The following is a 15,063-nucleotide window of genomic DNA, read 5'->3' on the forward strand; positions in this document are numbered from 1 at the left end:
CGCGGCCATGGACAACACGGAGCGGGTGGCGGCGGGCTCCGCCGCCACCCTCCCCGCCGCGGCGGAGCAGGCGACCGACGCGGCGATCTCGGAGGTCGAGGAGCAGTTCACCCGGCTGTTCAACCAGGTGGGCACGGCGATGCGCGACCGCGCGGAGCGCATCCACCCCGACCTGCAGCCGGGCGGCTACAAGCTGCTCACCACCATCGTGCGCAGCGGCCCCACCCACGCCGGTGCGCTGGCCAGCATGCTGTACACGGACAAGAGCGTCGTCAGCCGGCAGCTGAGACTCCTCGAAGACATGGGGTTCGTCGAGCGCCGGACCGACCCCGCCGACCGGCGCGCCAGCTTCATCGCGGCCACCCCGGAGGCGATCGAGAAGGTCAACGAGGTGCGCGCGGCCGACCAGGCCACGCTGTACCGGGGGCTGCGCCAGTGGGGCGAAGAGGATGTGCGCCGCCTGGCCGAGCTGCTGGGCCGGCTCAACGAGGTCACGCGGTAGGGCTCGCGCCGCGTTCCGGCTGGTGCTCCGGCTGAGATTCCCGCTGGCGTTCCGAGGGGACGCTGGTACCCTTCATCCGGTATGCAGTCCGCATCCGCCCCCCTCCGCCCCCGCGGCCGCCGTTCGGCGGGCCGCCGCGCGGCCGTGCCGTCGCAGCGGGTGCGCATCCGGCTGCCGAAGGGGAAGCGCCGGCCCGTGCTGCCGCTGCGCCACCGGGTGGGCGTGACGCTGGCCGTCATCGGCCTCGTCTGCGGATTCTCGATCGTGCCCACCGACGACGCGCTGGCCTCCACCCTGCGGATCGCTCCCGACACGACGCTGGCCCCGGCCGCGCCCGGGGAGGCGCCGGTCGCCGCGCCGCCGCAGCACCTGCTGGTGGATGCGACCATCGCCGCTCCCGTCGTGAACCGCGAGAACCTGAGCGCGACGGACGGGCTCCAGACCCTGGCGCGGGTCGGCACCAACGAAGCCTGGGCGAAGCTCGTGCTCATGTTCGGCGGCTGGCCGCAGACCGACGCGAACGTCACCGTGATGCTGCGCTGGATGCGGCAGGAGAACGGTCCGCCTGACTGGTGGAACCGCAACAACCCGCTCAACAACGGCTACGGCTCGGGCGGAGGCGCGGGTCTGGGAAGCTACCCGGACCTCATCACCGCGGCCGAGTACTGCGCGAAGAACCTGCAGCGCGGCTACCCGGAGATCGTCGCCGGGCTCGAGGCCGGGACGTCGGCGGACACCACCGCGGCCGCGATCTGGGCGTCGCCGTGGGCGACCAGCCACTACGGCAACGGCACCCACTGGAGCACGCGCCCGGTCGAAATCGTGCAGGCTCCGTCCTCCGCCTGGGGTCTCTGACCCCGCGGTCGCCGCATCCCCTCTGCGTCGTCCCCGTCGCCGAGGTGCGCGTCGTTGCGCAGTCGTGCGGCGTGTCGGGCGCAACAAGGTGCACCTCGACGATCCGGGGGCTACTGCTTCGCGAGGTGGGCGCGGAGGCGAGGGAGCGGCCAGGTGGTGATGATGCGGTCGGCGGGGACGCCGTTGCCGACCGCGCGGGCGGCGCCGTAGGCGAGGAAGTCGAGCTGGCCCGGCGCGTGCGCGTCGGTGTCGATCGAGAACAGGCAGCCGGCGTCGAGGGCGCGCTGGATGAGCTCGTCCGGCGGATCCTGACGCTCCGGCCGTGAGTTGATCTCGACGGCCACCTGGTTCTCGGCGCACGCCGCGAAGACCGCATCGGCGTCGAACTCCGACGGCGGACGCGTGCCGCGCGACCCCTGCACGAGCCGGCCGGTGCAGTGGCCCAGCACGTTCGTGTGCGGGTCGCGGATGCCGCCGAGCATCCGCTTCGTCATCGTCCGCTTGTCGGAGCGGAGCTTCGAGTGGACGCTGCCGACCACCACATCCAGCCGGTCCAGCAGCGCGGGCGTCTGGTCGAGCGTGCCGTCCTCGAGGATGTCGACCTCGATGCCCGTGAGCAGGGTGACGGACCCGGTGTCGAGGTCGGCGATCACGCCGAGCTGCTCCTCCAGCCGCTCGGCGGAGAGGCCGCTCGCGACCGTCAGGGTGGGGGAGTGGTCGGTGATCGCCTGGTACTCGCGGCCGAGGGTCGCGGCGGCCGCGGCCATGACGGCGATCGGGACGGTGCCGTCCGACCACTCGGTGTGGCTGTGCAGGTCGCCGCGCAGCTGGGCGAGCAGCTCCAGGCCGCCGCTGTCGAGCGGAGCCGCATTCCGCTCGCGCAGGTCCGCCAGGTAGCCGGGCACGTCGCCCTCGACCGCCTGCGCGATGACCTGGAACGTGCGGTCGCCGATGCCCTTCGTGCGCTTGAGACGCCCGTCCGCCACGCGCGCGGCCAGCTCCTCGTTGCCGACGCCGTCGATGGTCGCGGCCGCGCGGCGGAAGGCCTGGACCTTGAAGCTCGGGGCGAGCTCGCGCTCCAGCCAGAAGGCGATCTCGTTCAGGGCGTCGACGGCATCCATGGGCCCCATGCTCCCACCGTGTCGGTGGTCCCCGGTACCGTCGGCGGCATGGGGAGAATCGTCTTCGACACGGCCGCGACCCTCAACGGGTGGATCGCGGACGAGAACGACTCGCTGGCCTGGCTGTTCGCGGTGCCCGGCGGGGAGGAGCCCGCGGAAGGGCTGGTCCCGAGCGACGCGACGGTGATGGTGGAGGGGCGCACCACGTACGAGTGGGTGCTGCGTGAGACCGGGGTGCTGGAGCATCCGGAGAAGTGGCAGGAGTTCCACGGCACCCGGCCCACGTTCGTCTTCACGCACCGCGATCTCCCGGTGCCCGAGGGCGCGGACATCCGCTTCGTCTCGGGGTCCGTGTCCGATGCGCTGCCCGTGATCCGCGAAGCGGGCGGCGACGGGGGCATCTGGGTCGTCGGCGGGGGTGACCTGGCGGGTCAGTTCTTCGACGCCGGAGCGCTGGACGAGCTGGCCGTGTCGATCGCGCCGGTCGCGCTCACCGGCGGCGCGCCGCTCTTCCCACGCCGCGTGGAGTCCGACCGGCTGCGGCTGGAGTCGGCGGAGGCCGTCGGGCAGTTCGCCCGGCTCCGTTACCGCATCGTGGCCGCAGACGACGGCTCCTGATATACCGTGGGTCAGGCTCGATGGAGGGACTCGACATGACCGCGACGGCCGACAGCCATGACGTCATCCGCGTGCAGGGGGCACGGGAGAACAACCTGAAGAACGTGGATGTGGAGCTGCCCAAGCGCCGGCTCACCGTCTTCACCGGGGTCTCCGGTTCGGGCAAGAGCTCGCTGGTCTTCAGCACCATCGCGGCCGAGTCGCAGCGGATGATCAACGAGACCTACAGCGCCTTCGTCCAGGGCTTCATGCCGACGCTGTCGCGTCCCGACGTCGACGTGCTCGAGGGGCTGACCACGGCGATCATCGTCGACCAGGAGCGGATGGGCGCGAACGCACGCTCCACGGTCGGGACGGTGACGGACGCCAACGCGATGCTCCGCATCCTGTTCAGCCGGCTCGGGCAGCCGCATATCGGGTCGCCGCAGGCCTTCTCGTTCAACATCCCCTCAGTGACCGGCAGCGGCGCGCTGACCGTGGGCGGCAAGACGGAGAAGCGCGAGTTCAGTCAGCTCGGCGGGATGTGCCCGCGATGCGAGGGCATGGGCTCGGTCAGCGACATCGACCTCACGCAGCTGTTCGACGACAGCAAGTCGCTCTCCGAGGGCGCGATCACCGTCCCGGGCTACACGGCCGACGGCTGGGGCGTGCGCATCTTCAGCGAGTCCGGGTTCTTCGACCCGGCGAAGCCGATCCGCGACTTCACCGAGAGCGAGCGGAACGACTTCCTGTACCACGAGCCCACCAAGGTCAAGATCAACGGCATCAACCTGACCTTCGAGGGACTTGTCCCGAAGCTGCAGAAGTCGATGCTGTCGAAGGATGTGGACGCCATGCAGCCGCACATCCGCGCCTTCGTGGAGCGGGCGGTCACCTTCACCGCGTGCCCGGAGTGCGGCGGGACGCGGCTCAGTGAGAGCGCGCGGTCGTCGAAGATCGCCGGGGTCAGCATCGCCGACGCCTGCGCGATGCAGATCACCGACCTTTCGGCCTGGGTGCGGTCGCTCGACGAGCCGTCCGTGGCGCCCCTGCTCCGGAACCTCCAGCACCTGCTCGACTCCTTCGTGGAGATCGGGCTCGGCTACCTGTCGCTCGACCGGCCGTCGGGCACGCTCTCCGGTGGCGAGGCGCAGCGCACGAAGATGATCCGTCACCTCGGGTCGTCTCTCACCGACATCACGTACGTCTTCGACGAGCCGACCGTCGGCCTGCACCCGCACGACATCCAGCGGATGAACGAGCTGCTGCTCCAGCTGCGCGACAAGGGCAACACGGTGCTGGTGGTCGAGCACAAGCCGGAGGCGATCCAGATCGCGGACCACGTGGTCGACCTCGGTCCCCGGGCGGGGGCGCAGGGAGGCGAGGTCGTCTTCCAGGGCACCGTCGAGGGGCTGCGCGGCAGCGGCACGCTGACCGGACGGCACCTGGACGACCGGGCGCGCATCAAGGAGTCGGTGCGCACGCCGAAGGGCGCCCTCGAGGTCCGCGGCGCCTCCGAGCACAACCTGCAGGGGGTGGATGTCGACATCCCGCTGGGTGTGCTGGTGGTCGTGACCGGTGTGGCCGGGTCGGGCAAGAGCTCGCTGATCCACGGGTCGGTCGCGCCGCGCGACGGCGTCGTCTCGGTCGACCAGGGCGCGATCCGCGGCTCGCGGCGGAGCAACCCGGCGACCTACACCGGCATGCTGGAGCCGATCCGCAAGGCGTTCGCGAAGGCGAACGGCGTGAAGCCCGCGCTGTTCAGCGCCAACTCCGAGGGCGCCTGCCCGAACTGCAACGGCGCCGGGGTGATCTACACCGACCTCGGCGTGATGGCCGGCGTCTCCACGGTCTGCGAAGTGTGCGAGGGGCGCCGCTTCGACGACTCGGTGCTGGAGTACACGCTCGGCGGCCGCGACATCAGCCAGGTGCTCGCGATGCCGGTCAGCGAGGCCGAGGCGTTCTTCGCGGAGGGCGACGCGAAGCTGCCCGCTGCGCACGCCATCCTGAAACGCCTCGCGGATGTCGGGCTGGGCTACCTGACGATCGGCCAGCCGCTCACGACGCTGTCGGGTGGGGAGCGGCAGCGGCTGAAGCTCGCCACACACATGGCGGAGAAGGGCGGCGTCTACGTCCTCGACGAGCCGACGACCGGCCTGCACATGGCCGACGTCGAGCAGCTGCTCGGGCTGCTCGACCGGCTGGTGGATGCGGGAAAGTCGGTCATCGTCATCGAGCACCACCAGGCGGTGATGGCGCACGCGGACTGGATCATCGACCTCGGTCCCGGCGCAGGCCACGACGGAGGGCGGATCGTGTTCGAGGGGACGCCCGCCGAGCTCATCGCCGACCGGTCGACGCTCACCGGGCGGCACCTGGCGGAGTACGTGGGGGCCGCCAGCGACGCGGTGCGTTAGCAGCGCGACCGGCCTAACGCGGCTCGGCTACCGGCGGAGGTCGGCGATCGTCAGCGCGGCGTCGATCAGGCCGAGGTGCGACAGCGCCTGCGGGAAGTTGCCCCAGAAGGTGCCGTCCTCGTCGATCATCTCGGCGTACAGGCCGACGTCGTTCGCCCGTCCGACCAGGTCGTCCATGACGGACGTGGCGTCCGCGACGTCGCCGACGCACGCGAGCGCCGCGGCGAGCCAGAACGAGCACGCCACGAACGGCGCCTCCCCCTCGGCGCGGGCGCCGGTGAAGCGGAAAAGCAGCGGCCCGCTGCCGAGCTCGCGCCGCAGCGCGGCGATCGTGGAGCGCATCCGCTCGCCGCGGTCGAAGCCGCTCGGCGCGTGCAGCAGCACCGACGCATCCAGCTCGTCCTCGCCGGCGACCATCGTGTAGGCGCCGAGGCGGTCGGACCAGCAGTGCTCGTCGACCCAATCGTGGATGAGGTCGGCCTCCCGTCGCCAGCGCGCCGGGTTGCCCGCGGCCTGGCCGAGCTCGGCCAGCTGCAGGGCCGCCTGGAGCGCCTGCCAGCATCCCATCTTCGACGAGGTGTGGTGGCGCAGCTCGGTGAGCTCCCACATCCCGGAGTCCGGCTCGCGCCACACGTCGCAGACGCGGTCGGCGACGTCGGACACGAGCCGTCGGGTGGGCACGTCGAGGACGTTGCCCGCCGCGGCGTAGGCGAGTGCGACGCTGAGCAGGTCGCCGTAGACGCCCAGCTGCAGCTGCTCGGCGGCGCGGTTGCCGGTGACGACCGGCCCGATGCCGCGCCACCCGGGCACGTCGTGCTCGACCGGGTCGGCGGACGACTCCTCGCGCAGGCCGTAGAGCACGCGCAGTTCGGCTGGGTCGCCCTTCACCGCGCGGAGCAGCCAGGAGATCGCGGCGTGGGTCTCCTCGCGCAGGCCGAAGCGCTCGAGCGCGCGGAGCGCGTAGGCGGTGTCGCGGACCCAGGCGAACCGGTAGTCCCAGTTCTTGCCGCCGCGCGGCGTCTCCGGCAGGGAGGTGGTGGCCGCGGCGGCGATCGCGCCGGTGGGCGCGTAGAGCAGCAGCTTCAGCGCGAGCGCGCTGCGCTGCACCGCGTCCGCCCACGGGCCGGAGTACGAGAAGGTGTTCGACCACAGCTCCCAGTTGGAGGTCGTGCGGTCGATGCCGATGTCGACGTTGCCGGGCACCGGCAGGTGCAGCGGCTCGTCGTCGGTCGCGACCATCGTCAGCGTGCGGCGCGTTCCCTCGCCGACCCGGATGCGGCCCCCGAACCGCGGCGCCTCGGGGTCGTCCTCGCCGTCCGTCAGGCCGGTGACGCCGATGTTCACCGTGCCGACGCGCAGGATGCGGCTGCCGTCGATGTGCTCGGCCCAGGGGCTCGCGCCGCCGAGCACCGTCCCCGGCTCGACCGCCCAGTCCATGACGACGATGCCGTCCACCCCGTCGACGCGTCGGGCGAACTCGACCCACGGGAGCCGTCCGGCGACGCCGGTGATGAGGGCGTCGGTGACGCGAACCGTGCCGGAGGCGGTGGTGAACGTGGTCTCGAGCACGTTCGTGCCCGGCAGGTATCGTCGGCGCGACGTGAACTCGCTCACCGGCCGCAGGACGAGCCGGCCGCCCCGCTCGGGATCGAGGAGGGCGGCGAACACCGGCGGGGAGTCGAGGCTCGGGAGGGGCAGCCAGTCCACCGTGCCGGAGCGGTCGATCAGCGCGACCGTCCGGCCGTCGCCGATGGCGGCGTGATCCTCGATCGCCGCGCCCGCCGCATGCCCGGCTGTCGCATCCTGGGGCTGCGTGGTCACACCTTCTGCTGCAGTCCGGCGGCGGAGATGACCGCTTCGCGGAACATGGGCGTCAGCTGCTCAGCGGTCGGGCGGGCGGCCGGGTCGCTCGAGGTCATGGCGAGCAGGATGCGCGTCCAGTCGTCGGGCAGATCGTCGGGGACCGGCGGCTCGTGCTCCAGCCGGGCGAGCGCCGACTCCACCGCAGCGCCGGGGTAGGTGACCGAGCGGGTGAAGCACTCGAGCAGCACCAGGCCGAGCGAGTAGATGTCGCTCGCGGGGGTGGCGGGCCGGCGCATCGCCTGCTCGGGGCTGAGGTAGGCGGCGGTGCCGGTCGTCTTGCCCTCGTCCGGCTGCGACGGGACCCCGCGGATGCCGCTGGCGATGCCGAAATCGGTGAGCCGGGCGCGGGCGCGGAACGTCGTGGTGCCGTAGGAGACGAGCATGATGTTCGACGGCTTGATGTCGCGGTGCACCACGCCGTGCGCGTGCACGTACTCCAGCGCCTCGGAGATGTCGTACGCGACCTCGGCGATCTCCTCCAGCGTCAGCTCCCGCTGGGCCAGTGCCTCGGCGAGGTCGGTGCCGGAGACCAGCTCCATGATGAGGAACGGCCGCGGGTCCTTCGGCGCGGAGTAGTCGATGCCGGCGTCGATGAGGGACACGATGCCGTGGTGGCTCAGCCGCGCGAGCGCCGCCTGCTCGGTTCGGTACTGCGCCATCTCCTCCTCGCCGCCGGAGCGGTAGAGCTTGATGGCGACCTCGCGGCCGAGCAGCTCGTCGACGGCACGGAAGATGCTCGCCTCGCCGCCGCGGCCGATCACGTGCTGCGGCCGATAGCGGCCCAGCAGTGCGGGGATGGTGGACTCGGGCATCAGCTGTTCCGCGACCTCAGGAGGGCGAAGGACGACTCGCCGAGGATGACGCTGTCGCCGTCGTGGAGCTGGAGCTCCGGGTCGCTCGACAGTTCCAGCTCCCAGTGCGCACCGGTCGCCTCGGGGAGGACGAACTCGACGCCGTTTCCCGCGCCGTTGAGCATGAGCAGGAACGAGTCGGAGCCTTCGTGGCGGAGCTCGAACGCGATCGAGCGGGCCTCCGGGTCGGCCCAGTCCTCGTCGGAGAACGGCTCGCCGTCGGCGCGCAGGATGCACACGACGTCCGGGCCGCCCACGTCGGGGGCGTGCCGGTACCAGACCGGACGCAGCGCGGGCTCGTCACGGCGCAGGTGGATGAGCTTCGAGGTGAACTCGTGCAGCTCCCAGTCGGCGTGCTCCCAGTCGAACCACGAGATCTCGTTGTCCTGGCAGTAGGCGTTGTTGTTTCCCTGCTGGGTTCGGCCGATCTCGTCGCCGCCGAGGATCATCGGGACGCCCGCCGAGAGCAGGAGGGTCGCGAGGAAGTTCTTGCGCTGACGGATGCGGAAGGCGTTGATGCCGGGGTCATCGGTCGGGCCCTCGACGCCGTAGTTGCTCGAGCGGTTGTCCGATTCGCCGTCGCGGTTGTCCTCGCCGTTGGCCTCGTTGTGCTTCTCGTTGTAACTGGTGAGGTCGGCGAGGGTGAAGCCGTCGTGCGCGGTGACGAAGTTGACGCTGGACAGCGGGGCGCGGCGGGAGTCCTCGTAGATGTCCGGGCTGCCGAGCACGCGCTGCGACAGGGTGGAGAGCACGCCGGGAGTGCCCCGCCAGAAGTCGCGCACGTCATCCCGGAACTTCCCGTTCCACTCCGACCAGTCGGCCGGGAAGCCGCCCAGCTGGTAGCCGGCGACGTCCCACGGCTCGGCGATGAGCTTCACCTGGGCGAGCGTCGGGTCCTGCTGGATGAGCGTGAGGAACGCGCTGTGGAGGCTCGCGTCGCCGCCCTGCCGGGTCAGCGTGGTGGCCAGGTCGAACCGGAAGCCGTCGATGTGCATGTCCTCGACCCAGTAGCGGAGCGAATCCATGATCACCTGAAGCGCGGCCGGGTGGCTGACGTTGAAGCTGTTGCCGGTGCCGGTGGTGTCGAAATAGTGCGCGGCGTCCCCGTCGACCAGGCGGTAGTAGGACGGGTTGTCGATGCCCTTGAAGCTGTAGGTCGGCCCGAGGTCGTTGCCTTCGGCGGTGTGGTTGTAGACCACGTCGAGGATGACCTCGATGCCGGCGGCGTGCAGCGCCTTGACCATGCCCTTGAACTCGTCCACCTGGTGGCCGGTGTCGCCGGTCGCGGCGTACTCGTTGTGCGGGGCGAAGAAGCCGATGGAGTTGTAGCCCCAGTAGTTGCGGAGGCCCTTCTCCTGCAGATGCGCATCCTGGACGAACTGGTGGATGGGAAGCAGCTCGACCGCGGTGACGCCGAGGTTCTTGAGGTACTCGACGGCGGCGGGATGCGCGAGGCCGGCGTAAGTGCCGCGGAACTCCTCCGGCACCCACTCCATCAGCTTCGTGAAGCCCTTCACGTGCATCTCGTAGATGATGGTCTCGCTGAGGGGGGTGTGCGGACGCTCGTGGTCGCCCCAGTCGAACTCCTGCCGGTCGATGACGACGCCGAGGGCGACGTGGCGGGCGCCGTTCGTGTCGCTGCGGCGCTTGGGCCGGCCCAGCTGGTGGCCGAAGACAGCCTGCGTGTTGTCCCACGAGCCGGTGACCGCGCGGGCCTGGGGCGGGAGGAGCACCTTCGCGGGGGAGAAGCGGAGGCCGTTGGCCGGGTCCCAGGGTCCGTCGACGCGGTACGCATAGCGGGCGCCCGGAACGAGTCCCGGGACGAAGCCGTGGAAGACGTGCCCGGTGCGCTCGGGGAGGACGGTCTGCGTCTCCCGGCCGCGCCCGTCGAAGAGCGACACGATGACCTTGTCGGCGTGCTCGCTGTACACGGCGACGTTCGCGCCGCCCTCACCCAGTGTGATGCCGAGCGGGTACGGGGTCGAGGCGGTCACTCGGCCGCTCCGCGGGTCAGCGGCGCGGCGCTGCTGCGGGCGGAGCAGCGGAGCAGGGGGCAGGGGTGGGGCACGGTGCCTCCGATCGGCGGTAGACCGCCACGATACCTGCGGACCGGCGGGTCCAGCCAGGCATTGACAGCGGGCGGCCGGGTCTATAAGCGGCGGGGCGGCGGTTGACGGGTGGTGTCATTAGTGGCACCATTGAGTGTGCCCCACCTCGCGAAGGTCCTCCTGCGGATGAGGCGAAACCCGACGGACGTCAGGTTCGATGATCTGGTGAAGGTCTGCGTCGCTTATTTCGGAGAGCCGCGCCAGTCGGGTTCGAGTCACATGGTGTTCAGAACACCGTGGAGCGGCGACCCTCGCGTCAACATCCAGAATGATCGAGGGCGAGCCAAGAGATATCAGGTGATCCAGGTTCTTCTGGCGATCGAGCGATGGGAGAGTGAGCAGCGGTGACCGACTTCACGCATTACACCTACCGGGTTCTCTGGTCGGCCGACGATGGAGAGTTCGTGGGTCAGGTGGCCGAGATGCCCTCACTGTCGTGGCTGGCGCCGACGCAGGACGAAGCTCTGCGGGGCATCGTGGCGCTCGTCGAAGACGTGATCGAGGATCTGCAGGACTCCGGCGAACCGATCCCCGAGCCGTTCGCCGAGCGACGCTACAGCGGCGAGTTCAAGGTGCGCATCCCGCCCGAGCTGCACCGGCAACTCGCCATCCAGGCGGCCGAGGAGCACGTGAGCCTCAACCGGCTCGTCAGCAGTCGCCTTGCTTCGTAGGCGACGTCGTCAGGCGCGGGTGACCCGCACCGCCTCGCCGAAGGCGGCGACGGCGTCCGCGGGGGGCTCGCCGAGGCCGGTTCCGGAGAGGCTCACCTCGACCAGCAGGCCCGCGCGCGCGAAGCGGAAGACGCCGTCGCGGTAGGCGACGTCCGTCGCCGGCGCATCGGCGGGGATGCTGCGGCGCAGAGCGGTGAGCGTGCGGTACCAGTCGAGCATCCGGGCGTTCTCCGGGCGGTCGAGCTCGGACCAGTCGAGCTTCGAGCGCTGGAAGGTCTGCGGGTCCTGCGGGTCGGGGACGATGGCCGGGTCCCAGCCCATCTTCGCGAACTCCGCGATGCGGCCCTCCGCCGTCGCCTTGCCGAGCTCCGGCTCCGGGTGGGAGGTGAAGAACTGCCAGGGGGTCGCCGCCGCCCACTCCTCGCCCATGAACAGCATCGGCGTGAAGGGGCCGAGCAGCGTCAGTGCGGCGGCGACCGCGAGGCGGCCGGGGTCGAGCGTGGCGGTGAGCCGGTCGCCGGCGGCACGGTTGCCGATCTGGTCGTGGTCCTGGCTGAACGCGACCAGGCGCGTGAAGGGGATGTCCGGGTCGAGCGGGCGGCCGTGGCGGCGCTCGCGGAAGCTGGACCAGGTGCCGTCGTGGAAGAAGCCGTGGCCGAACACCTTCACCAGCGCCTCGGGCTCGGCGAAGTCGGCGTAGTAGCCGGTGTCCTCACCGGTCAGGTTGGCGTGGATGCTGTGGTGCACATCGTCGTCCCACTGGGCGTGGAGCCCGTAGCCGTGGTGCGAGCGGGTGCGGATCAGCTTCGGGTCGTTGAGGTCGCTCTCCGCGATCAGCGTCCGCAGGCGGCCGGTCTCGCCGCCGAGTTCGTCGGCGAGCACGGCCAGTTCCTCGAGCAGATGCGTGGCCCGGTGGTCCTGGAGGGCGTGCACGGCATCCAGTCGCAGCCCGTCCACGTGCATCTCGCGCAGCCAGTACTCGGCGTTGTCCAGGATGTAGCGGCGCACCTCGTCCGACAGCGGGCCGTCGAGGTTGATGTTGACGCCCCACGTGCTGGCGCCCTGACCGAGGTAGGGGCCGAACTTCGGCAGGTAGTTGCCGCTCGGGCCGAGGTGGTTGTAGACGACGTCCTGCACGACGGCGAGTCCGCGCCGGTGGCAGGCTTCGACGAACCGCTGGTAGGCCTCCGGCCCGCCGTACTGCTCCTGCACGGCGTACCACAGCACACCGTCGTAGCCCCAGTTGTGCGTGCCGTTGAAGGCGTTCACCGGGAGCACTTCGACCGCGTCGACGCCCAGCTCCACGAGGTGGTCGAGACGGGCGATGGTGGCGTCCAGCGTCCCCTCGGGGGTGAACGTGCCGATGTGGAGCTCGTAGATCAGCGCGCCGACGAGGTCGCGTCCCTCCCACGCCCCGTCCGTCCACTCGTGTGCGCGCGGGTCGAACTCGCGGCTCAGCTCGTGCACGCCACGCGGCTGTCGCAGCGACCGCGGGTCCGGGAACGGGCCCTCGCCGTCGACGAGGAACCCGTAGTCGACCGGGTGCCCGGGCAGCGCGGGCGGCTCGGCGAGCTCCCACCAGCCTCCGGCCGGCGTGTCCGAGGTCGACGGCACCGGGGTGAGCGGGAACGTCCCGAGGCCGTCGATCACCACATCCACACTGCGTGCGCTCGGCGCCCAGACCGGGAAGCGCCGGGTGGCCGGCGTCGCCGCCGTCATCGCGTCACCGCCAGCAGGGCGACCGGGTACCGCTCGAACACGGCGCTGAGCGGGACGCGTCCCGTGTACTCGGCGCCGGTGAACTCGTCGCGCATGGATGCCTCCCCGAGGTCGATGGTGGTGTCGGCCCAGCCGCCGGTGGCGGAGAGCCCGACCGGGAGCCGCGTCGCGAGGGCGATGGCCCCGCCGCGGTCGAACCCGATGAGGTGGCCGGCGCGCGATCCCTCCGCGTACACCGGGCGGTAGCCGGTGAACAGCTCGGGACGGTCGCGCAGCAGCCGGAGGGCGCGCGAGGTGACCAGCACCTTGGCCGCGCCCGACGAGTCGATCTCGGGCTGCCATCCCTCGTCGATGTGGGCGAGCAGGGCCGCGGCGGCGTCGAACTCGACCGGGCGGCGGTTGTCCGGGTCGACCAGCGACCGCTCCCAGCGCTCCGAGCCCTGGTACACGTCCGGGCGCCCGGGAGACGTCAGCTGCAGCAGCTTCGCGCCCAGGCCGTTGCTCGCGCCCGGTCCGTCGATCACGGCGGACAGGGCCTCCACCTCCGCGCGGACCCGCTCGTCGTCGAAGGCGGCGTCGATGGCCGCGGCCATGCGCTGCTCGAAGGCCTCGTCCGGGTCGGTCCAGGCGGTGGATGCGCCCGCCTCGCGCGCCGCCTTCAAGGCGTACGCCTGCAGCCGCTCCCGCGACGCCGGCCACGCGCCGATTACCGACTGCCACAGCAGGCTCTCCAGCGACCCGTCGCCGATCCCGACGTGCTCGCGCACCGTCCGCAGGAAGCGCTCGAAGCGGCCGGGCAGCTCCGCCAGCGCGGAGATGCGGGCGCGCGTGTCCTCGCCGCGCTTGGTGTCGTGGGTGGACAGCACGGTCATCGAGTCGGGCAGCCGCCGCTGACGGTCGGCCTGGCGGCGGTGGAACTCCTCCGGCGAGAGCGCGAACTCGGACGGATCGCCCCCGACCTCGGTGAGCGAGACCAGGCGGGTGAAGCGGTAGAAGGCGTTGTCCTCGACACCCTTCGCCATGATCGCGCCGGTCGTCTGCTCGAAGCGGTCGCCGAGGCGGTCGGTGATGCGGGCGATGATCGGCGCGAGATCGGGCCGGGACTCGGCGGCCGCGAGGCGCGCCTCCTCCAGGTACTCGGCGCCGAACGGGAGGTAGCTGCGGTACACCGGGAACCAGGCGGCCAGCTCGGCGACCGCATCCGCGACCTCCTCGTCGAAGCCCTCGCCCAGCTCCCGGACCACTCGCAGCACCTCGGAGCGGAGGATGCTGTCAGCGACCGCGCGCTTCCGGCGGTGGACCAGCTCGATCCAGTCCTGGTTCTCCTCCCGGTCGTCGAACTCGCCCGCCAGGGCGGTCAGCGGGCCCTCGCCCGCCGGGTCGACGAAGACGCGGTCGATCACGGCGAGGGCGTCGTAGCCGGTGGTTCCCTGCACGGGCCAGTCGGGCATCCGCTCGTCGCCCTCGATGATCTTCTCGACCCAGATCGGCTTGTCGCCGGCCAGGGCGCGCAGGCGCTCCAAGTACTGGCCGGGATCGCGGAGGCCGTCCGGGTGGTCGACGCGGAGGCCGTCCACGAGACCCTCGTGCAACCACCGGCCGATCTCGCGGTGCGTGTCGTCGAACACCTGCTGGTCCTCGACCCGCAGTCCGGCGAGCGTCGTGACGGCGAAGAAGCGGCGGTAGTTCATCTCGGCGTCGGCCCGCCGCCACGACATGAGTTCGTAGTTCTGCCGTGCGTGCACCTCGCGCGGCGAGCCGTCCCCGGTCCCGGGGGCGATGGGGAAGCGGTGGTCGTAGTAGCGCAGCTCGCCGTCCTCGACGCGCAGGGCGTCCTCCTCGTCCGGACCGTCGCCGAGCACAGGCAGGCGCAGACGGCCGTTCCCGAACTCCCAGTCGATGTCGAAGTAGGAGGCGTAGCGCGAGTCGCGGCCGAGGGTCAGCAGGTCCCACCACCAGGCGTTGACGGCGGGCGTCGCGACGCCCATGTGGTTGGGGACGATGTCGACGAGCACCTTGAGCCCGCGCGCGTGGGCGGCGTCCGAGAACTCCGAGAGCGCCTCCGGGCCGCCGCGCGAGGAGTCCACCCGGCTGTGGTCGACGACGTCGTAGCCGTGCATCGAGCCGGGCTCGGCTTCGAGCAGCGGCGAGAGGTAGACCCCTTCCGCGCCGAGCCGTTGGATGTAGTCGAGCACCTGGGTGGCGTCGCGAAGCGTGAAGTCGGGGGAGATCTGAAGACGGTAGGTGCTCACAGTGTTCATTCTCCGGGGATCACGCGGGCGCGCGAAGGCCTTGAATTCCGCAGCGGGGCGTATTGCTAGACAAGCAAGCTATATGGATAGACTAACTACATACCGTC

At 71.1% G+C, this 15,063-nt stretch carries 11 protein-coding genes; 5 read left to right on the plus strand and 6 right to left on the minus strand.

The window, feature by feature from the left end; translation table 11 throughout:
- Positions 1 to 7: 7 nt before the first annotated feature.
- Positions 8 to 502 (plus strand): MarR family winged helix-turn-helix transcriptional regulator, encoded by a 495-nt coding sequence (locus J2W45_RS14385; protein WP_310133116.1) that lies wholly within the window; start codon positions 8 to 10, stop codon positions 500 to 502.
- Between the two features lie 81 nt (positions 503 to 583).
- Positions 584 to 1,357, plus strand: coding sequence for a hypothetical protein (locus tag J2W45_RS14390; RefSeq protein WP_310133119.1), 774 nt, complete (start codon positions 584 to 586; stop codon positions 1,355 to 1,357).
- A gap of 110 nt (positions 1,358 to 1,467) precedes the next feature.
- Here the strand turns inward: J2W45_RS14390 and J2W45_RS14395 are convergent, their stop codons facing one another.
- A complete protein-coding gene (locus tag J2W45_RS14395) occupies positions 1,468 to 2,478 on the minus strand; it encodes a PHP domain-containing protein (protein WP_310133122.1) in 1,011 nt (336 codons plus the stop codon).
- Between the two features lie 48 nt (positions 2,479 to 2,526).
- Here J2W45_RS14395 and J2W45_RS14400 point away from each other — a divergent pair, with 48 nt between their 5' ends.
- Both J2W45_RS14400 and J2W45_RS14405 read left to right on the plus strand, forming a co-directional pair.
- Positions 2,527 to 3,096 carry a dihydrofolate reductase family protein gene (locus J2W45_RS14400; protein WP_310133125.1) on the plus strand — a complete coding sequence of 190 codons (570 nt, stop codon included), beginning with the start codon at positions 2,527 to 2,529 and terminating at the stop codon, positions 3,094 to 3,096.
- A 35-nt stretch (positions 3,097 to 3,131) separates the two neighbouring features.
- The gene (locus tag J2W45_RS14405) at positions 3,132 to 5,492 is read left to right on the plus strand and encodes an excinuclease ABC subunit UvrA (RefSeq protein WP_310133128.1); all 2,361 of its coding nucleotides are present in this window, start codon (positions 3,132 to 3,134) and stop codon (positions 5,490 to 5,492) included.
- A gap of 27 nt (positions 5,493 to 5,519) precedes the next feature.
- Here the strand turns inward: J2W45_RS14405 and J2W45_RS14410 are convergent, their stop codons facing one another.
- Genes J2W45_RS14410 through glgX form a run of 3 tightly spaced genes read right to left on the minus strand, consistent with a single transcriptional unit; the run spans position 5,520 to position 10,200 of the window.
- Entirely contained in the window at positions 5,520 to 7,313 is a 1,794-nt protein-coding gene (locus J2W45_RS14410; protein WP_310133130.1) for a glycoside hydrolase family 15 protein, read from the minus strand.
- Positions 7,310 to 8,167, minus strand: a complete 858-nt coding sequence (locus J2W45_RS14415; RefSeq protein ID WP_310133133.1) for a serine/threonine-protein kinase — start codon at positions 8,165 to 8,167, stop codon at positions 7,310 to 7,312. The genes J2W45_RS14410 and J2W45_RS14415 overlap by 4 nt, the downstream gene beginning before the upstream one ends.
- Entirely contained in the window at positions 8,167 to 10,200 is a 2,034-nt protein-coding gene (gene glgX, locus J2W45_RS14420) for a glycogen debranching protein GlgX (RefSeq protein ID WP_310133135.1), read from the minus strand. Before glgX ends, J2W45_RS14415 begins: the two co-directional genes overlap by 1 nt.
- 458 nt (positions 10,201 to 10,658) lie before the next feature.
- Between glgX and J2W45_RS14425 the strand changes: the two genes are divergently transcribed.
- Complete coding sequence (locus J2W45_RS14425) at positions 10,659 to 10,985, plus strand: type II toxin-antitoxin system HicB family antitoxin (protein ID WP_310133137.1); 327 nt, start codon at positions 10,659 to 10,661, stop codon at positions 10,983 to 10,985.
- A gap of 9 nt (positions 10,986 to 10,994) precedes the next feature.
- Here the strand turns inward: J2W45_RS14425 and treZ are convergent, their stop codons facing one another.
- Both treZ and treY read right to left on the minus strand, forming a co-directional pair.
- Positions 10,995 to 12,704 carry a malto-oligosyltrehalose trehalohydrolase gene (treZ, locus tag J2W45_RS14430; RefSeq protein WP_310133139.1) on the minus strand — a complete coding sequence of 570 codons (1,710 nt, stop codon included), beginning with the start codon at positions 12,702 to 12,704 and terminating at the stop codon, positions 10,995 to 10,997.
- The gene (gene treY, locus J2W45_RS14435) at positions 12,701 to 14,965 is read right to left on the minus strand and encodes a malto-oligosyltrehalose synthase (protein ID WP_396427093.1); all 2,265 of its coding nucleotides are present in this window, start codon (positions 14,963 to 14,965) and stop codon (positions 12,701 to 12,703) included. Before treY ends, treZ begins: the two co-directional genes overlap by 4 nt.
- Positions 14,966 to 15,063: the final 98 nt, after the last annotated feature.

This window comes from Leifsonia shinshuensis (genome assembly GCF_031456835.1).
Taxonomy (GTDB): Bacteria; Actinomycetota; Actinomycetes; order Actinomycetales; family Microbacteriaceae; genus Leifsonia; species Leifsonia shinshuensis_C.